A 16,750-nucleotide genomic window follows, 5' to 3' on the forward strand; every position below is an offset into this window, starting at 1 on the left:
CTGGTAGCGAGTGCGCGGATCAACCTAGGGGATGGCGTACTCGAAGCGCAATGGCTGTCCACGCCGACTCCCGGCTCACCCACCTGCCGTCGGGCCGGCCGGCTGGACCGCGCCAGGACCGGCGGCCGGGGGCAGCGCGAAGGTCGTGACGACCGCCGCGTGGTCCGACGGCCAGTCGTTGCCCGCGACGTCCGGCCAGCATCGCGGGGTGCCGCTGACGACCGTGCGCGAGTCGAGCACGCGCAGACCGCGGTGCAGGACGAAGTCGATGCGGTCCTGGGGTTCGGGCCGCCCGCTGCCGTCCTCGTGCAGCACGTGGACCGGCGACCAGGTGTGGCCCGGTTCCCGCGCCGGGTCGGGGTGGGCCTCGCGGTACGAGTCGCGCAGGCCGGCCTCCTCGGCGGCCCTCGTCACCGGCCACTCGACGTCCTGCCGGTCCAGATGCGAAGGCGCGTTGAAGTCGCCGGTCAGCACCACCGGGAGCGCGCCGTCGGCCGCGTCGTCGATCCGTCGGAGGACCTCCCGCATCTGCTCCAGACGTACGCCCTCGTGGGCGATCAGCTCGTCCGCCGCGAGCCCGTCGAAGCAGGCTTCGTACGGACCGTAGGGCGTGTAGTCGAGGTGGGCGGTCCACACGTCCAGCTGCTGTCCGTCGTCCAGCCGGATCCGCACTCCCGTCCCGCCGTAGAAGCCGACGTCCGGGTCGCCCAGACGGGCCGTGACGGGGTACCGGCTGATGACGCCGAGGTTGTCGCCGGCGCGGTGGTGGTGCCAGCCGAGTGCGTCGGCGAGTTCCCGGGCGGAGTCCCCGTACGTCTCCTGGAGCCCGACGACGTCAGCGCCCGTCTCGGTGATGACCTTGAGCTGCTTCGCCCGGTGGTCGTCGACCTTGGTGCCGCCGCACCAGAGGTTCCAGCTCATCACGCGCAGCTCGCGCGGCGCGACCATCGCCCGCAGCCCGTCCGGGGTCACCTCCTCCAGACTGGCGAGGACGGTGCGTCCGGCGGCGGGGGCGATCGGCGCGAGGGAGGGCACGGCGAGCACGGCGCAGCCCGCCGCCTCGGCGGAGGTGACCCCGGTCGGGGTGTCCTCCACGGCGACGCAGGCGGCGGGCTCGACGCCGAGGGCGCGGCAGGCGGCGAGGTAGGGATCGGGGGCCGGCTTGGTGTGTTCGGTGTCGTCGGCGGTGACCGAGACGGCGAAGCGTTCGGCCCCGAGAGCCCTGAGGACCGTGTCCGCCACGGCCCGGGGCGACGCGGTGACCAGCGCGGTCGGGACGCCGTCACGGGCCAGGGCGTCCAGCAGCCGTGTCGCCCCCGGACGGGGCACGATGCCGGTGCGGACGCGGTGCGCGAACTCCCCGTGCAGTTCCTCGGCGATCTCCCGCACCGGGGCTCCGGTGATCCCGCCGAGCCATGCGGCGGTGTGCTCGACGGGCCGTCCGAGCACCTCGGGCTGGTCGGCGCCGGTCAGTCCGTGCCCGAGCCCGTCGGCCACCTGCTCCACCGCCTCCCACCACAGCCGCTCGGTGTCCACGAGCGTGCCGTCCATGTCGAACAGGACGGCCTGGAGGGTGGGCCGCTGGATGGTGCGGTGGGTCACGGGGCTCTCTTTCGTCGGTGGGGGGTGCCGGTAGGTGGGACGCGTGCGGGTGTCTGTGTGGGGGGCGCCGGTGCTCTCGCCGGCGCGTGCCCCGCGCCGTTCGGGCGGAGCACTCGACGCGGGGTTCAGGCGGAGCGCTCGCGCGCCGTTCAGGCGGAGCGCTCGGCGACCAGGACGGGCCTGTCGGGCAGGCTCACCGTGACCGCGCCGCCCGGGCCGAGTGCCGCGGCCTCGTGCGTGGGCAGGTCGGCCTTGACCTCGGTCCCGTCGGCGAGCCGCACGGTGACGCGGGTGGCCGCGCCGAGGAACGCGGTGGCCACGACCTGGGCGGCACCGCCGTCGTCGGCGCGGACCCGGACCGCCTCGGGCCGTACGAGCACGTCGACCTCCCGTGCGGCCGGGGCATCGCCGTCCACCGGCAGCCGCAGGCCGAGGACCTCGACGGTCCCACCGTCCAGCTGCCCGGGGATCCGGCTCATCGTGCCCACGAACTCGGCGACGAAGGCGGTGGCCGGGCGCCCGTACAGCTCGGCGGGTGCGGCGCACTGTTCGAGCCGCCCGGCGCGCATGACGGCGACCCGGTCCGCCATGGAGAGCGCCTCCTCCTGATCGTGCGTCACGAACACGGTGGTGATGCCGAGTTCCTGCTGGAGGCGGCGGATCTCGTCGCGGAGGGTGAGCCGCACCTTGGCGTCCAGCGCGGAGAGCGGCTCGTCCAGCAGCAGGACGCGGGGCCGCAGCGCGAGTGCCCGGGCGAGGGCGACCCTCTGCTGCTGTCCGCCGGAGAGCTGGTGGGGGAAGCGTTCGCCCTTGTCGGCCAGGCCCACGAGGTCGAGCAACTCGGCCGCCCGGGAGCGCCGTTCCGCCGTGCGCACCTTGCGCATGCGCAGCCCGAAGGCCACGTTGTCGAGGGCGCTCAGGTGCGGGAAGAGGCTGTAGGACTGGAAGACCATCCCGGCGTCCCGGCGGTGCGCCGGGACTCCCGTGACGTCCTCGCCGTCGACCAGCACCTCGCCGGAGTCGGGGTGTTCGAACCCGGCCAGCATGCGCAGGGCCGTGGTCTTGCCGCAGCCGGACGGGCCGAGGAGGGCGAGGAGTTCACCCGGCCGCACCGTCAGGTCGAGGCCGTCGAGGGCGACGGTCGGACCGAACTCCCGTCGTAGACCCCGGAATTCTACGGTGGCGGCCTTTTCGAGCGTGGCGACGGTCATGGGTTCATCCCCGGTCTGCCGAAGCGGTTGCGGTACGGGAGCGCCCGCCGAGGACGGCGAGCGTGAGGAGCAGTGCCCAGGTGACAAGGAGGCTGAGCACGGAGACGGCGACGGACAGCTGGGCCTGCGAACCGCCGACGCTGTAGATCCACACGGCGAACGGCTGGAAGCCGAGCAGCTGGGCCACCGTGAACTCGCCCAGGACGAGGGCCAGGGTGAGGAAGGAGGCGTTCAGCAGGGCCCCGCGCAGATTGGGCAGGACGACCCGGACCAACGCCTGCGGCCAGCCGGCGCCGCAGCTGCGGGCGGCCTCGACGAGGGTGCGTACGTCGACGGCACGCAGCCCCGCGTCCAGGGCACGGTGCACGAACGGCAGCGCCATCACGACGTACGCGAGGACGAGCACGAACGGGAAGCCGGGGTTCTGGAGGGCCACGAACGTCTGGAACAGCGGGGTGCGGGAGAGGTGTTCGGGACCCCACTTGAGCACGGTGGAGATCCCGGCCACGAACGCGATCGGCGGGACGACCAGCGGCAGCGAGCAGACCACCTCCACGACCGGCCGCAGCCGGGGCGCGCCGAGCCGCAGCGCGACCATGGCGGGCACCATCAGCAGCAGGACGACGGCGATGGTGGCGGCGGCCAGTTCCAGCGAGAGCAGCAGGCTGGAGCCGAAGCCGTCGGTGGAGACGATCTCGCCGTACGCGTCGAGGGTGACACCCCGGCCGGGCACGTCCACCGTGAAGATCACGGACGCCGCCAGGGGCACCAGGAAGTACAGCCCGGCGAGGGCCAGGACGGCCCAGCGCCACAGGTTCAGGCGAGCCATCGCGCGCTCCGTCGTTGCAGGGGCAGGTACACGGCCATGACCAGTCCGGCGACGAGGACCATGTCGAGGCTGAGGGCGAGCGCCACGTTCTCCTGGCCGACCAGGACGTTGCCGGAGATGGCGTCGGCGATCTGGAGGGTGACCAGCGGGACCGCGCTGCCCACCATGGCCGCGGCGGTCGCGTACGCGGCGAAGGCACTGCCGAACAGCAGCACCAGGCCGCCGAGGAGCGAGGGCGCGAGGACGGGCAGGGCCACGTGCCGCCAGTACTGGAAGGCGGTCGCGCCGTTGTTCTGCGCGGCCTCGCGCCACTGGGAGCGCAGTCCGTCGAGGGCGGGCGTGATGGTGAGCACCATCAGCGGGACGAGGAAGTACAGGTAGACGACCACCAGGCCCCAGAAGCTGTACAGGTTCCAGCCCTTGCCGGTCAGGCCCAGATGCCGGGTGAGCACACCGGAGTTGCCGAGGGTGGCGACGAAGGCGAAGGCCAGCGGGACACCGCCGAAGTTGGCGAGGACGCCGGACGCGGTGAGCACGGCCTCGCGCAGGGCACGCGAGCGGGAGGTCACCACCGCCTGGGCGAGCGGCAGTCCGAGGACGGTCGCGAGGGCCGCGGAGACGGCCGACAGCTTGACGCTGCCGACCAGCGCGGTCAGATAGGCACCCTGGAGCGAGGCGGTCAGGTTGGCCGCGGTGTACGACGTGGTGCCGGTGGCCTGATCCTTGACGGTGAACGCGCCGTTCAGCATGGCCAGGGCCGGGATGCCGAACGCGACCGCGACGAAGACGAGCAGCGGGACGACGGCGAGCGGGCCGGAGGCGCGGCGCCGCCGCTGCTGCTTGACTGCAGCGGCGGGCGCCGTGTCGGTCTCGGTGAGGACGGCGGTCATCCGGAGACGGCCTTGCCCCAGCCCTGGGCGAGGACCGTCTTGGCCTTGCTCTGCTGGGCCTCGCTGGGGAAGCTCGGGGTGCCGGAGACGGCGGGGAGCTTGCCGGCGGCGGTCTTGTCGAGCGTGCCGGCCTTGTCCATGGCGGTCATCAGGGCCGGGCGGGCGTACCCCTCGAGCCAGAGGTTCTGGCCCTCGGCGCTGTACAGGTACTCCTGCCACAGGCGCGCGGCCGCGGGGTGCGGGGCGCCCTTGTTGACGGCCTGCGAGTAGTACTGGGAGAACTGGCCGTCCGCCGGTACGGCGACCTTCCAGTCGACGCCCTTGGACTTGAACTCGTCGGCGTAACCGGCGTTGAGGTAGTCCCAATCGATGCTGATCGGCGTCTCGCCCTTCTCGACGGTGGCCGGGGTCGACTCGACGGGCGTGTAGTTGCCGTTCTTCTTCAGCTCGGCGAAGAAGTCCAGGCCGGGCTGGATGTCGTCGAAGGAGCCGCCGTTCGCGAGCGAGGCCGCGTAGACGCCACCGAAGGCCGAACCGGACTTGGTGGGGTTGCCGTTGAGCGCGACCTTGCCCTTGTACTGCGGCTTGAGGAGGTCCTTGAAGGTCGTCGGGCACTCCTTGACCTTCTTGGCGTCGCAGCCGATGGAGATGTAGCCGCCGTAGTCGTTGTACCAGCGGCCCTCCGCGTCCTTCTGGCCCTCGGGGATGCCACCGAACCCGGCCACCTTGTAGGGAGCGAGCAGCCCCTGCTGGGCGGCGCTCAGCGCGAAGGAGCTGCCGAGGTCGAGGACGTCGGGGGCGCGGTCCTGGCCCTTGCGGGACGTGACGGCGTTGATCTCGTCCTGGCTGGAGCCGTCCGGGTTCTCGACCTCGACCCGGATGCCGTACTTCTTCTTGAAGCCGTCGATGAGGGCGCCGTAGTTCGCCCAGTCGCGGGGCAGCGCTATCGCGTGCAGCGTGCCCTCCTTCTTGGCGGCCCGGACGAGGGCGTCGAGGCCGCCGAGGTCCGCGGCGGAGGTCGCGGTGGCCGCGCTCTTGCCGTCGGCGGTGGTCGCCTTGTCGTCGGGGGCGGCGCCGCAGGCGCTCAGGGCGAGTGCGGCGGCGACGGCGAGGCCGCCGGTGAGGAGGGCGGTCCTCGGCAGGAACACGGTCACGGTCTCTCCAGGAGTACGCACGAGGGTGTGATGGAGCGGAGAACTTGTCTGAACAAGTTGGCCTCAGTAGGCCCGCCAGTGGTGTCCTGTCCGTAAACTTTGGCGAAACCGTGACCCCCGATTCCCTGCACAATCCCGGGCATGCCCGAACACGTCCCGATCTCGATTAGGCTGATCACGCTGTGCACAGCAGCCGGATCCGAGGGGAAGCATGGCGGCGCGACACGAGGAGATCGCCGACGCACTGCGGCGGGCGATCGACCGCGAGCAGTACACGGTGGGCAGTCTGCTGCCCGCGGAGACGGACCTCGCGGCCCGGTACGGCGTGTCGCGCGGCACGGTCCGCCAGGCGGTGGCGGCGCTGACCGCCGAGGGGCTCATCGGCTCACGGCAGGGCGCCCGGCGCGTGGTCCTGGCCAGCCGGCGCAGCCAGAGCTTCGCCGAGCTGCGCAGCTTCGCCGAGTGGGCGCGCGCGATGGGGCGCGAGGCGACGGGGCATGTGGTGGCGCAGGAGTACCACCCGGCGACGACGGAGGACGCCGTACGCCTTCAACTCCGCGAGGGGACGAGGGTGTTGCATGTGCTGCGGGTCCGCGGCCTGGACGGCGAGCCGGTGCTGCTGGAGCGGACGGTGTACGCGGACTGGGTCTCCCCCGCCGTCGAGGTCATCGAACCGGACTGCCCGTCCGTCACCCAGCGGCTCTTCGAGGACACCGGCGTGGTCTTCGCCTACGGCGAGCACGTCATCGACGCGGTCGCGGCGGGCGCCCAGGACGCCGAACTGCTCGGCGTGCGCCGCACCAGCCCGCTGCTGCGGGTCCGCCGGGTCACCACGACACGCGAAGGGCGCCCGGTGGAGTGGTCGGACGACCGCTACCGCTCGGACGCCGTGAGCTTCAGCGTGCACAACTCGACGGGAAACAACGCCCTGGCGAGGAAGACGGCGGAATAGCCCCGCGAGAGACGCGGGAACCGGCGAGCCCGGCCCGGAACAACTCCGCACGGGGGCGCGAGGAACGGCGCGCCCAGCGCGGACGGACCTCGCACCCGAGCACCGCCCGACCCCCACCCCATGGGCGCACAGGGCCACTTGAAGGGACGCCGACTACGTGGGCGACCCCGAGGAGAACCTCCGCAGCAGGGGCGACAGCACCAGAACCGACTTCGTCCGCTCCACGAACGGCTCCCCGGCGATCCGCTCGAGGACCCGCTCGAAGTGCCGCATGTCGGAGGCGAAGACCTGCACGACCGCGTCCGCCTCCCCGGTGACGGTGGAGGCGGCCACGACCTCCTGATAGCGCTCCAGCCCCCGCTGGATGGTCTCCGGAGAGGTGTTGCGACGGCAGTAGATCTCGACGAACCCCTCGGTCTCCCAGCCGAGTGCCGCCGGGTCCACCCGTACGGTGAAACCGGTGATGGCGCCGGTCGCGCGCAGCCGGTCCACGCGCCGCTTCACGGCGGGCGCGGAGAGGCCGACGAGTTGCCCGATGTCGGCGTAGGAGCGGCGGGCGTCCTCGGCGAGGGCGTGCACGATGCGTTCGTCGAGATCGTTCAGCACTGCGGGTGGTTCACTTTTCTACGGTGGCGATACGGGAGCGGCGGTAGCCGTAACTGAAGTAGAACACGAGCCCGACGGCCATCCAGACTCCGAAGACCACCCAGGTGACGGCCGAGAGGCTGCCCATCATCCACACGCACAGCGCGAAGCCGATCGCGGGCAGCACGGGCGACAGCGGCACCCGGAAGGTGCGCCGCATGTCCGGGCGGGTCCGGCGCAGCACCACCACGGCGACATTGACCAGCGCGAAGGCGAAGAGCGTGCCGATGCTGGTGGCGTCGGCCAGCTGGCCGAGCGGGATGCAGGCGGCGAGGACGCCGCAGAAGAGCGAGACGATCACCGTGTTCGCGCGGGGCGCGCCGGTCTTCGGGTGAACCCTGGAGAAGACCTTGGGCACCAGGCCGTCGCGGGACATGGCGAACAGGATGCGGGTCTGGCCGTACAGGACGGTCAGGACGACGCTCGCGATGGCGATGACGGCGCAGGCGGCCAGCAGGGTGCCCCAGAAGGTCTGACCGGTGACGTCCTTCATGATCTCGGCGAGCGCGGCCTCCGAGTCGCCGAACCGCCGCCAGGGCTTGGCACCGACGGCGACGGCCGCGACGAGGACGTACAGGGCCGTCACGATGACCAGCGACAGCATGATCGCGCGGGGCAGGTCGCGCTGCGCGTCCTTCGCCTCCTCGCCGGCCGTGGAGGCGGCGTCGAAGCCGATGTAGGAGAAGAAGAGGGTCGCACCCGCGGCGCTGACGCCCGCCATGCCGAGCGGCATGAAGTGCTCGTAGTTGCCGGAGCGGAAGCCCTGGACGCCGATGGCGCAGAACAGCACCAGCGCGGCGATCTTCACGATCACCATGATCGTGTTGGCGCGCGCCGACTCCTTCGCCCCGCCCAGCAGAAAGGCCATCGCGAGCAGCACCACGATGAGGGCCGGCAGGTTGAAGACGCCGCCGTCGCCGGGCGGCGCGGAGAGCGCGTCCGGGATGGTGACGCCGATGGTGCCGTCGAGGAGCTCGTTCAGGTACTCGCCCCAGCCGACCGCGACGGCCGCGACGGAGACGCCGTACTCCAGGACGAGACACCAGCCGCAGATCCAGGCGATCAGTTCGCCCATGGTTGCGTACGCGTAGGAGTACGAGGACCCGGCGACCGGGATCGTGCCCGCCAGCTCGGCGTAGGAGAGGGCGGAGAAGAGCGCGGTGAGTCCGGCGATCACGAAGGACAGGGTGACCGCGGGCCCGGCCTTGGGGACGGCCTCGCCGAGGACGACGAAGATGCCGGTGCCGAGCGTGGCGCCGATACTGATCATGGTGAGCTGCCACAGCCCGAGGGAGCGCCGCAGCGTTCCTCCCTCGCCCTGGCCGCCCTCGGCGACCAGGCGTTCCACCGGCTTGCGGCGCATGAGGCGCGCGCCGACGCCGGGGGACGGTGGGGAGGATGTGGTGCGGGACTGCGGGGGTGCGCCTTGGTCGAGCACGCGCTGGCTCCTTGATCGCTGCCGGTCGGAACAGCGGGGACCGGCGGCACCCCTGCGAGCAGGAACCCACCGAGCGGGGTCCCCGCCACGCCTATGTACAGCGCATGACCCTACGAGTCCGGCCTTCACGGGCGTAATGCAGCAACCTTGCGCATCTCCGCAAGATCGTTGCGTTCATCGCATGCCGGCGCGTGTTCGTTGCGCGACCCCTTTCGATGGTTGCGTGAGGCGCCTTTTCGCACGTCGCGCGGGGGTTCGCGACGGCCTCGCGGGGTCGGGCACGGACCGCGCCGGGCCCTCCCGCGGACACCGCTCCACGACCCCCGAACTGCCCCCGACCGAAAGCGATCTCACGACCCGTCACCACCCTGCGGCCGACCCCGCCCCCGTCCGCCGCGAGCCGTACGCCGACAGCCACGCCGCCGCCGCGTGCGCGGCCGGCCACCGCGAGCCCACACCGGCCGCAGCACACTCACCAGGCCACCACGCGCGGGCAGCCGTCAGGCCACCCGTGCGCCCGGCCGGCCGGTCTCCGCGGCGCACAGCCGACCGGGCACCGTGTGTACGCCCCCGCCGATCACGGCCGCACACCGGTGCCGGTGCGCTCCCGGCCGGACCCGTCGACGGTCTCAGCTCTCGTCCGGATCCCCGGCCAGCTCCCGCGCCCGCGCCGTGTCGTCCTCGTCGAAGCCCATCAGCCCGGGCTGCCCGTAGGCCGCCGCCTGCGTGTCGATCCAGCGCGTATGCGCCTCCCAGGCGGCCTGCTTGCTGGTGCCCAGGGCCGCGCCGATCTGCGACCAGGAGGCACCGCTCTCACGGGCGGCGCGGACGGTGAGCTGACGGCCGTGCGCCGCCTTGCGGGCGACCACCTCGCTCAGTGCGAGGAGTTCGAGGAGCTCGGCCCGGTCGAGTGACTCGGCGTCGCTCCCCGCCCCGGCCAGCGAATCCCGCACCCGCAGGTCGTCGAGGCGGGCCACGGCCGTCAGCAGGGTGTGCTGCGGTTCGATGCTCTGTGGCGTCGTCATGTCTCCAGCGTCACGTCAAGCGAGCTTGACGTCAAGAGAACCTGACGCCCGCCGGTCCGCCCCTCCCTCGACCGACCTTCCCCCGACCGACCGCCGCCCGGTCCCCCCGTCACCCACCGGCCCGTCCGGGGCACGACATGCGTACGGCCCCTCTCCCCCCGCAGCGGGGAAAGGGGCCGTACGGCGGGTGCGGGCGTCAGCTCCAGCTGGCGTGCAGCGGCTTGCCCTCGGCGTAGCCGGCCGCGCTCTGGATACCGACGACGGCCTTCTCGGCGAACTCGTCCAGCGAGTTGGCACCGGCGTAGGTGCAGGAGGAGCGGACACCCGCGATGACCGAGTCGATCAGGTCCTCGACACCCGGACGGGCCGGGTCGAGGAACATGCGCGAGGTCGAGATGCCCTCCTCGAACAGCGCCTTGCGGGCCCGGTCGTACGCCGACTCGTCGCTGGTGCGGTTCCGGACGGCACGCGCGGACGCCATGCCGAAGGACTCCTTGTAGAGACGGCCGTCGGCGTCCTGCTGGAGGTCGCCCGGGGACTCGAACGTCCCGGCGAACCAGGAGCCGATCATCACGTTCGACGCGCCGGCGGCCAGCGCCATGGCGACGTCGCGCGGGTGCCGGACACCGCCGTCGGCCCACACGTGCTTGCCGTACTTCTTCGCCTCCGCGGCACACTCCAGGACGGCGGAGAACTGCGGCCGGCCGACGCCGGTCATCATGCGGGTGGTGCACATGGCGCCCGGCCCGACACCGACCTTGATGATGTCCGCGCCCGCCTCGACGAGGTCCTTCACGCCCTCGGCGGCGACGATGTTGCCCGCGACGATCGGCACCTGCGGGTCGAGCCCGCGCACCGTCCGGATCGCGCTGATCATCGACTCCTGGTGGCCGTGCGCGGTGTCGATGACGAGCGTGTCGACGCCCGCGTCGAGGAGCTGCTTGGCCTTGCCCGCGACGTCGCCGTTGATGCCGACGGCGGCGGCGATGCGCAGCCTGCCGCCCGCGTCGGTGGCCGGCGTGTACAGCGTGGCGCGCAGGGCGCCCTTGCGGGTGAGGATGCCGGCGAGCCTGCCGTCGCCGTCCACCGCGGGGGCGTAGCGGCGGTTGGCGGCGTCCAGCCTGTTGAAGGCCTCGCGCGGCTCGATCTCCGCGTCGAGCAGCAGCAGGTCCCGGGACATGACCTCGGTCAGCTGCGTGAAGCGGTCCACGCCGGTGAGGTCGGCGTCGGTGACCACGCCGACCGGGCGACCGTCCTCGTCCACCACGACACCCGCGTTGTGCGCGCGCTTGGGCAGCAGCGCCAGCGCGTCGGCGACGGTCTGGTGGGGCGCCAGGACGATGGGGGTGTCGAGCACCAGGTGGCGTCCCTTGACCCAGCTGATGACCTCGGTGACGACCTCGATCGGGATGTCCTGCGGGATGACGACGAGGCCGCCGCGGCGGGCGACGGTCTCGGCCATCCGGCGGCCCGCGATCGCCGTCATGTTGGCGACGACGAGCGGGATCGTGGTACCCGTGCCGTCCGGGGAGGTGAGATCCACGCCCTGACGCGAACCGACCGCGGAGCGGCTCGGCACCATGAAGACGTCGTCGTACGTCAGGTCGTAAGGGGGCTGGATGTCGTTGAGGAAACGCACGTGCTGCACATCCCAGTCGATCAGAGGTGGCCCCCGGACAGGTCAGCCAGGGGGAAGAGCACGTACTTCATTGTCCCATGCCGTCCTGTATGCGGTGCCCGCACAGATCATCCAGGCTGGTCAGGGAGGAGTTCGTCGGATCCTCCGAGAGAGAGGACGACGGAGAGTGCCGCGTCGAACCGTTCGTAGTGCCCGGCGGCCGACTCCAGCACCTGCTGCGCGACCTCCCACTCGTCGGGCCGCGCCTTCGCGTACTGCCGCCAGCCGGTCACCACGAGCAGTCTGCCCGGACTCGCGGGCCCCCAGTCCGGGTCGCCGAGGACGTCCGCGAGCGCGTCCCAGTTCCGCCCGAACCAGTCCGGCAGGTCGAGGGCGCGCACGCAGCGCGCCATGAAGCCCGCCTTGTCGGTGATCCCCGTCAGGTCGAGCACGCTGACCTGCCAGCCGGCCGCGTGGCAGACCTCCGCGAGGGGGCTTCGGGTCATCTCAGCACCGCCCTGAACGACTCGTAGTGGTCATCGGTGTAGTACACCTCGCCGTGCAGCCCGGTGACCAGCCGTCGGGCGCCCCGGTCCCGCTCGCCCGGGGTCCGGACCGTGTACTCGTGGTAGTACCCGCGCTCGTGCGGCGGAAGCAGCCGTTCGAAGTTGCCGAAGACGGATCCGTCCTTGGCGTACGGGAAAGGGCCGCCCCGGTCGATGAGTACGAGGGTCCGGCGTGCCTCGGCCGGGAGCCGGGACTCGGCGACGGTGGGCATGCCGCCGGCCCACGAGGGGGTCGCCGTCGGCGTGCCCGCGCCCGTCGGTGCCGACGTGTCGGAGGACGCCCGCGTGCCGCTGGAGTCGTGCGTGCCGGTCGGCGTGGCCGTCGGCGTCGTGCCCGTCGAGGGGTTCGTGTCCGTCGACGCGCAGCCCGTCAGAAGAACCGCGAGGCACAGCAGGAGGCCGGAGAGCGCACGGGGAACGGACCGCAGCAGCATGCCGCCGATGCTGCCACGGCCACCCCGGACGGGCGCGTTGTCAGGACCCGTCCGGGTCCGCCCGGTTGAGCGCGGGACGCGGCGTCGGCCCGGCCGTCATCAGATAGTCCGCCGCGGAGGTGTCCGTCACCAGGCTGGTGACCAGCCCGGAACGCAGCACCGCGTCGATCGCGGCGGCCTTGCGCTGCCCGCCCGCGATGGCCACGACCTCGGGGATGCGCCGCAGCCGGTCGGCCTCGACCGTGATGCAGCGCTCGCCCAGATCGCGCCCGACCCGGCGCCCCTCCGCGTCGAAGAGGTGCGCGGACATCTCGGCGGCGACACCGAGGGACGCGTAGTGCGCGCGCTCCTCGTCACTGAGCATGTCGTGCACCGTGGAGATGCCGGGCTCCCAGGAACCGATGGAGACGCACGCGACCGTGACCTTGTCGAAGTACTCGAAGGCGCGGGCGATCCCCGTCTGGTGGCGCAGCGCGGCCGCGGTGGCCGCGTCGGGCAGCAGCATCGGCGCGTAGATGGGGTGCGCGTCCCCGCCCGAGACCTGGGCCGCGCGGCGCACGGCCTCCACCGAACCGCGCTCGGCGGTCCCGGCGTCGTACACGCCCGTCAGCTGCACCACGGTGCACGGCGGCAGCCGGTCGAGCGCTGCCGCCATGTGGATGGTGGAGCGGCCCCAGGCCAGACCCAGCACATCGCCCTCGTTGACCAGCTCGCCGAGCAGGTCGGCGGCCACCTCGCCGAGGTTCTCCGGGTCGGGCGACTCCTCGGCCTCGGCCGGGGACTCGACGACGACGGCATGCCGCAGCCCGTAGCGGGCACGCAGCGCGTCGGAGCGCTCCGCGTCCAGCTCTGCGGGCACACGGATCTCGATCCTCACGAGATCCCGTTCGAGAGCGGTCTCCAGGACCCGGGCCACCTTGAAGCGGCTGACGCCGAACTCCTCCGCGATCTGGATCTTGGATTTGCCCTCGAGGTAGAAGCGGCGGGCCATGGCCGCCGCCTGCACCAGCTCAGCGGGTCCCATCCGCATGGCTGACCGGCCCGCCGACATACCCGACACGGCGATCTCCTCACTGCTGTTCACATTCTGGATTCGCCGTTCATCCTTGCAGATCCGGCGTACTTGATCAGCCCGGATGGGCGCCGTTCACGTTCCCTTGGCTCAGTGGTCGCACGCCCATGCCGCCTGGGCAGTGGCGTCCCGGGCCTGGGTGCGCAATGCACGTACCGCCTGCGCCGGGTCCGCCGCCCCGTACACCGCCGAGCCCGCGACGAACACGTCGGCCCCCGCCTCCGCGCACCGCTCGATCGTGGACGCCGACACGCCGCCGTCCACCTGGAGCCACAGTTCGAGGCCGTGCTTGCTGATCAGCTCACGGGTGCGACGGATCTTCGGGAGCATGATGTCGAGGAAGGCCTGGCCGCCGAAGCCCGGCTCGACCGTCATGATCAGCAGCATGTCCAGCTCGGGCAGCAGATCCTCGTACGGCTCGATGGGGGTCGCGGGCTTCAGCGCCATCGAGGCGCGGGCACCCTTGGCGCGGATCTCCCGGGCCAGCCGCACCGGGGCCGCGGCGGCCTCGACGTGGAAGGTGACGGATCCCGCCCCCGCTTCGACGTACTGCGGTGCCCACCGATCTGCGTCCTCGATCATCAGATGACAGTCCAGGGGCGTGTCCGTCGCACGGGCCAGGGACTCTACGACCGGCACACCGAGCGTGAGATTCGGGACGAAATGGTTGTCCATGACGTCGACATGGAGCCAGTCCGCCCCTTCCACCGCTTTTGCCTCCTCGGCAAGACGGGCGAAGTCGGCGGACAGGATGCTGGGGTTGATCTGCACGGCCATGCCCCAAGCCTGCCATGCCCCGGGCCGGTTGCTCTCCCCGGTCCGTACCTGGACCCTCAGGCGGATGTTGCGGGGCCCTTCGTCATGCCATGCTGGCCGCCGACCGGATCCAGGAAGGGCTACGGGGGTGGCCATGACGGACGGACAGGGGCGCCATGCGCGCCAGGGACTCATCGGCTTCGTGTGCGGTCGCCGCAGCAAGTGGCTGATCGTCGGACTGTGGCTCGTGGTGCTCGTGGTCGCGGCGCCGCTCGCCTCGAAGCTCACCGACGCACAGGACAACGACGCGGCCTCCTGGCTGCCCGGCTCCGCCGAGTCCACCCAAGTCCTGGACGCTTCCAACCGGTTCAGGCCCGAGCAGATCCCCGCGGTCGTCGTCTACGCCCGCGACGGCGGGCTCACCGACCGGGACCGGCAGCGGATCACCGAGGACGTCCGGGAGATCAAGGCGCTCACGGCCCACGGCGTACGCGGCGCCGAGACCCGCGGTCCCGTCTACGACACGCCGACCGCCCCCGAGGCCGCCCAGATCTTCGTCCCGATCACGATGGACGAGAAGGGCTGGGAGGAGATCACGCCCGCGGTCGACTCGCTGCGCGACCGGGTCGGCCGGAGCGGCGCCGGGCTCAGCGTGCACATCACGGGCCCGGGAGGCACCTCCGCCGACTTCTCCAAGGCGTTCGAGGGCATCGACTCGACGCTGCTGTTCTCCGCGATGGCCGTCGTGATCGTGATGCTGCTGCTCACCTACCGCAGCCCGACCCTGATCTTCGTACCGCTGATCGGCGTGGTCGCGGCGCTCTTCACGGCCCAGGCGCTGATCTACCTCCTCGCGAAACACGCGGGACTGACCGTCAACGGCCAGAGCGCGGGCATCCTCACCGTCCTCGTCTTCGGTGCGGGCACCGACTACGCACTGCTGCTGGTCGCCCGCTATCGCGAGGAGCTGCGCCGCCACGAGGACCGCCACGAGGCGATGGCGCTCGCCCTGCACCGCGCGGGCCCCGCCGTGCTCGCCTCCGGCGCCACGGTCGTCCTCAGCATGCTCGTGCTCCTGGCCGCCGAGATGAACTCGACGCGCGGCCTCGGTCCGGTGGCCGCGATCGGCGTGGCGATCGCCCTGCTCGCCATGCTGACCCTCTTCCCGGCCCTGCTGCTCGTCTTCGGCCGCTGGATCTTCTGGCCGGTGATCCCGCACCTCGGCTCGGCCGACCCGACCGCGAGCGGCGTGTGGGCCCGCATGGGCGGGCGCATCGCGCGCAGTCCGCGCGTGGTGTGGGTCGCCACCGCGCTCGCCCTCGCCGTCCTCTCGCTCGGTCTGCTCCAGCTCCGCGCCGGTGGGATCGGCAACGCGGACGCGTTCACCGGCAAACCGGACTCGATCACCGGCCAGGAGGTGTCCGCGCGGTACTTCCCGGCCGGCAGCGGCGACCCTCTGGTCGTCATCTCCGACCAGGCACGGGCGGACCAGGTGCGCGCCGCGGTGGCCGGCACGAAGGGCGTGGTGGCGGACAGCATCGCCGTGCCCGAGGGCACGAAACCCTCGTACGACGGCAAGGTGCTGTTCGAGGCGACGATGACCGACCCGGCGGACGGCGACGCCGCGAAACGGACCGTCGAGCGGGTGCGCGACGCGGTGCACGCGGTGCCCGGCGCCCACGCCGAGGTCGGCGGCGGCACCGCGTCCCTCCTCGACATGGAGGAGGCGACCACCCACGACAACATCCTGGTCATCCCGGCGGTCCTGGTGGTCGTGCTGCTGATCCTGGGTGTCCTGCTGCGCGCCCTGGTGGCCCCGCTGCTGCTGATCGGCACCGTCGTGCTGTCCTTCGCGGCGGCGCTCGGCGCGAGCGCGCTGTTCTTCCGGCACGTCTTCGACTACGCGGGCGAGCAGACCGACTTCCCGCTCTTCGTGTTCGTGTTCCTGGTGGCCCTGGGCATCGACTACAACATCTTCCTGACCACCCGGATCCGTGAGGAGGCCGCCCGCGAGGGCACCCGCACGGGTGTGGTGACGGGCCTGGCCGCGACCGGCGCCGTCATCACCTCCGCCGGCCTCGTCCTGGCCGGCACCTTCGCCGCCCTCGGCACCCTGCCGATGGTCGCCTTCGCGGAGATCGGCTTCGCGGTGGCGCTGGGCGTGCTGCTGGACACCTTCGTCGTGCGCTCGGTCCTCGTGACGTCCCTGTTCCTGGACGCGGGAGAGAAGGTGTGGTGGCCGCACCGCCTCGCCCACGAGGAGCCCTCCGCGCGTACGGAGCCGGACTCCCCCGCGGCCCCGGAACCGGCGGCACGGCAGGAGTAGGCCGCGTGGCGGCGCCCCGGGTGGTGGCCTCCGGCCCGTCCGGGCGCTGTGGCGGCGCCGGCCGGGTCCCCGCCGGGAAGGGATCCGACGCCACCGTCCGGCGGTGAACCGGCGTCACCGTCCCGCGCTGGACGGGAACCATCGTCCGGCGGTGGACCGGAGCCTCGGTCCCGCGACGCCCGGTGCCGGCTGACGAGGAGCCCGCGTCGAGTCTGCGGGCGCAACGGCGCGG

The 16,750-nt window shown here is 72.1% G+C and carries 15 protein-coding genes; 2 read left to right on the forward strand and 13 right to left on the reverse strand.

Going from position 1 to position 16,750, the window contains the following annotated elements; translation table 11 throughout:
* Positions 1-75 precede the first annotated feature (75 nt).
* The 5 genes from ACSYGO_RS10935 to ACSYGO_RS10955 form a co-directional block, all read right to left on the reverse strand.
* Positions 76-1,587 (reverse strand): HAD-IA family hydrolase, encoded by a 1,512-nt coding sequence (locus ACSYGO_RS10935; protein WP_460389701.1) that lies wholly within the window; start codon positions 1,585-1,587, stop codon positions 76-78.
* Positions 1,588-1,751: 164 nt separating this feature from the next.
* The gene (locus tag ACSYGO_RS10940) at positions 1,752-2,813 is read right to left on the reverse strand and encodes an ABC transporter ATP-binding protein (protein ID WP_432175679.1); all 1,062 of its coding nucleotides are present in this window, start codon (positions 2,811-2,813) and stop codon (positions 1,752-1,754) included.
* A 4-nt stretch (positions 2,814-2,817) separates the two neighbouring features.
* Positions 2,818-3,642 (reverse strand): ABC transporter permease, encoded by an 825-nt coding sequence (locus tag ACSYGO_RS10945; protein WP_460386586.1) that lies wholly within the window; start codon positions 3,640-3,642, stop codon positions 2,818-2,820.
* Positions 3,630-4,532, reverse strand: coding sequence for an ABC transporter permease (locus tag ACSYGO_RS10950; RefSeq protein WP_460386587.1), 903 nt, complete (start codon positions 4,530-4,532; stop codon positions 3,630-3,632). The genes ACSYGO_RS10945 and ACSYGO_RS10950 overlap by 13 nt, the downstream gene beginning before the upstream one ends.
* Positions 4,529-5,686 (reverse strand): ABC transporter substrate-binding protein, encoded by a 1,158-nt coding sequence (locus ACSYGO_RS10955; protein ID WP_460386588.1) that lies wholly within the window; start codon positions 5,684-5,686, stop codon positions 4,529-4,531. The genes ACSYGO_RS10950 and ACSYGO_RS10955 overlap by 4 nt, the downstream gene beginning before the upstream one ends.
* A gap of 211 nt (positions 5,687-5,897) precedes the next feature.
* Here ACSYGO_RS10955 and ACSYGO_RS10960 point away from each other — a divergent pair, with 211 nt between their 5' ends.
* Positions 5,898-6,638, forward strand: a complete 741-nt coding sequence (locus tag ACSYGO_RS10960; protein WP_426681703.1) for a GntR family transcriptional regulator — start codon at positions 5,898-5,900, stop codon at positions 6,636-6,638.
* Between the two features lie 153 nt (positions 6,639-6,791).
* On the opposite strand, the gene ACSYGO_RS10965 is transcribed toward ACSYGO_RS10960, so the two are convergent.
* The 8 genes from ACSYGO_RS10965 to rpe all read right to left on the reverse strand — a co-directional run bounded on the left by ACSYGO_RS10965 (position 6,792) and on the right by rpe (position 14,213).
* Positions 6,792-7,244 (reverse strand): Lrp/AsnC family transcriptional regulator, encoded by a 453-nt coding sequence (locus ACSYGO_RS10965; protein WP_015661832.1) that lies wholly within the window; start codon positions 7,242-7,244, stop codon positions 6,792-6,794.
* Positions 7,245-7,254: 10 nt separating this feature from the next.
* Positions 7,255-8,721, reverse strand: a complete 1,467-nt coding sequence (locus ACSYGO_RS10970; RefSeq protein ID WP_426681702.1) for an amino acid permease — start codon at positions 8,719-8,721, stop codon at positions 7,255-7,257.
* 629 nt (positions 8,722-9,350) lie between these two features.
* A complete protein-coding gene (locus ACSYGO_RS10975; protein WP_426681701.1) occupies positions 9,351-9,746 on the reverse strand; it encodes a hypothetical protein in 396 nt (131 codons plus the stop codon).
* Positions 9,747-9,942: 196 nt separating this feature from the next.
* Complete coding sequence (locus ACSYGO_RS10980) at positions 9,943-11,385, reverse strand: GuaB1 family IMP dehydrogenase-related protein (protein ID WP_426681781.1); 1,443 nt, start codon at positions 11,383-11,385, stop codon at positions 9,943-9,945.
* A gap of 107 nt (positions 11,386-11,492) precedes the next feature.
* Positions 11,493-11,870, reverse strand: a complete 378-nt coding sequence (locus tag ACSYGO_RS10985; protein WP_426681700.1) for a barstar family protein — start codon at positions 11,868-11,870, stop codon at positions 11,493-11,495.
* On the reverse strand, positions 11,867-12,364 hold the full coding sequence (locus tag ACSYGO_RS10990; protein WP_426681699.1) for a guanyl-specific ribonuclease: 498 nt from the start codon (positions 12,362-12,364) through the stop codon (positions 11,867-11,869). Before ACSYGO_RS10990 ends, ACSYGO_RS10985 begins: the two co-directional genes overlap by 4 nt.
* Positions 12,365-12,404: 40 nt before the next feature.
* Complete coding sequence (locus ACSYGO_RS10995) at positions 12,405-13,448, reverse strand: sugar-binding transcriptional regulator (RefSeq protein WP_432175684.1); 1,044 nt, start codon at positions 13,446-13,448, stop codon at positions 12,405-12,407.
* 78 nt (positions 13,449-13,526) lie between these two features.
* Positions 13,527-14,213: a ribulose-phosphate 3-epimerase gene (rpe, locus tag ACSYGO_RS11000; protein ID WP_426681697.1), complete on the reverse strand. Its 687-nt coding sequence runs from the start codon at positions 14,211-14,213 to the stop codon at positions 13,527-13,529.
* 133 nt (positions 14,214-14,346) lie between these two features.
* On the opposite strand from rpe, the gene ACSYGO_RS11005 reads away from it, so the two are divergent.
* Complete coding sequence (locus ACSYGO_RS11005; protein ID WP_460386590.1) at positions 14,347-16,518, forward strand: MMPL family transporter; 2,172 nt, start codon at positions 14,347-14,349, stop codon at positions 16,516-16,518.
* The last annotated feature ends 232 nt before the right edge of the window (positions 16,519-16,750 follow it).

It is taken from the genome of Streptomyces krungchingensis (assembly GCF_054729265.1).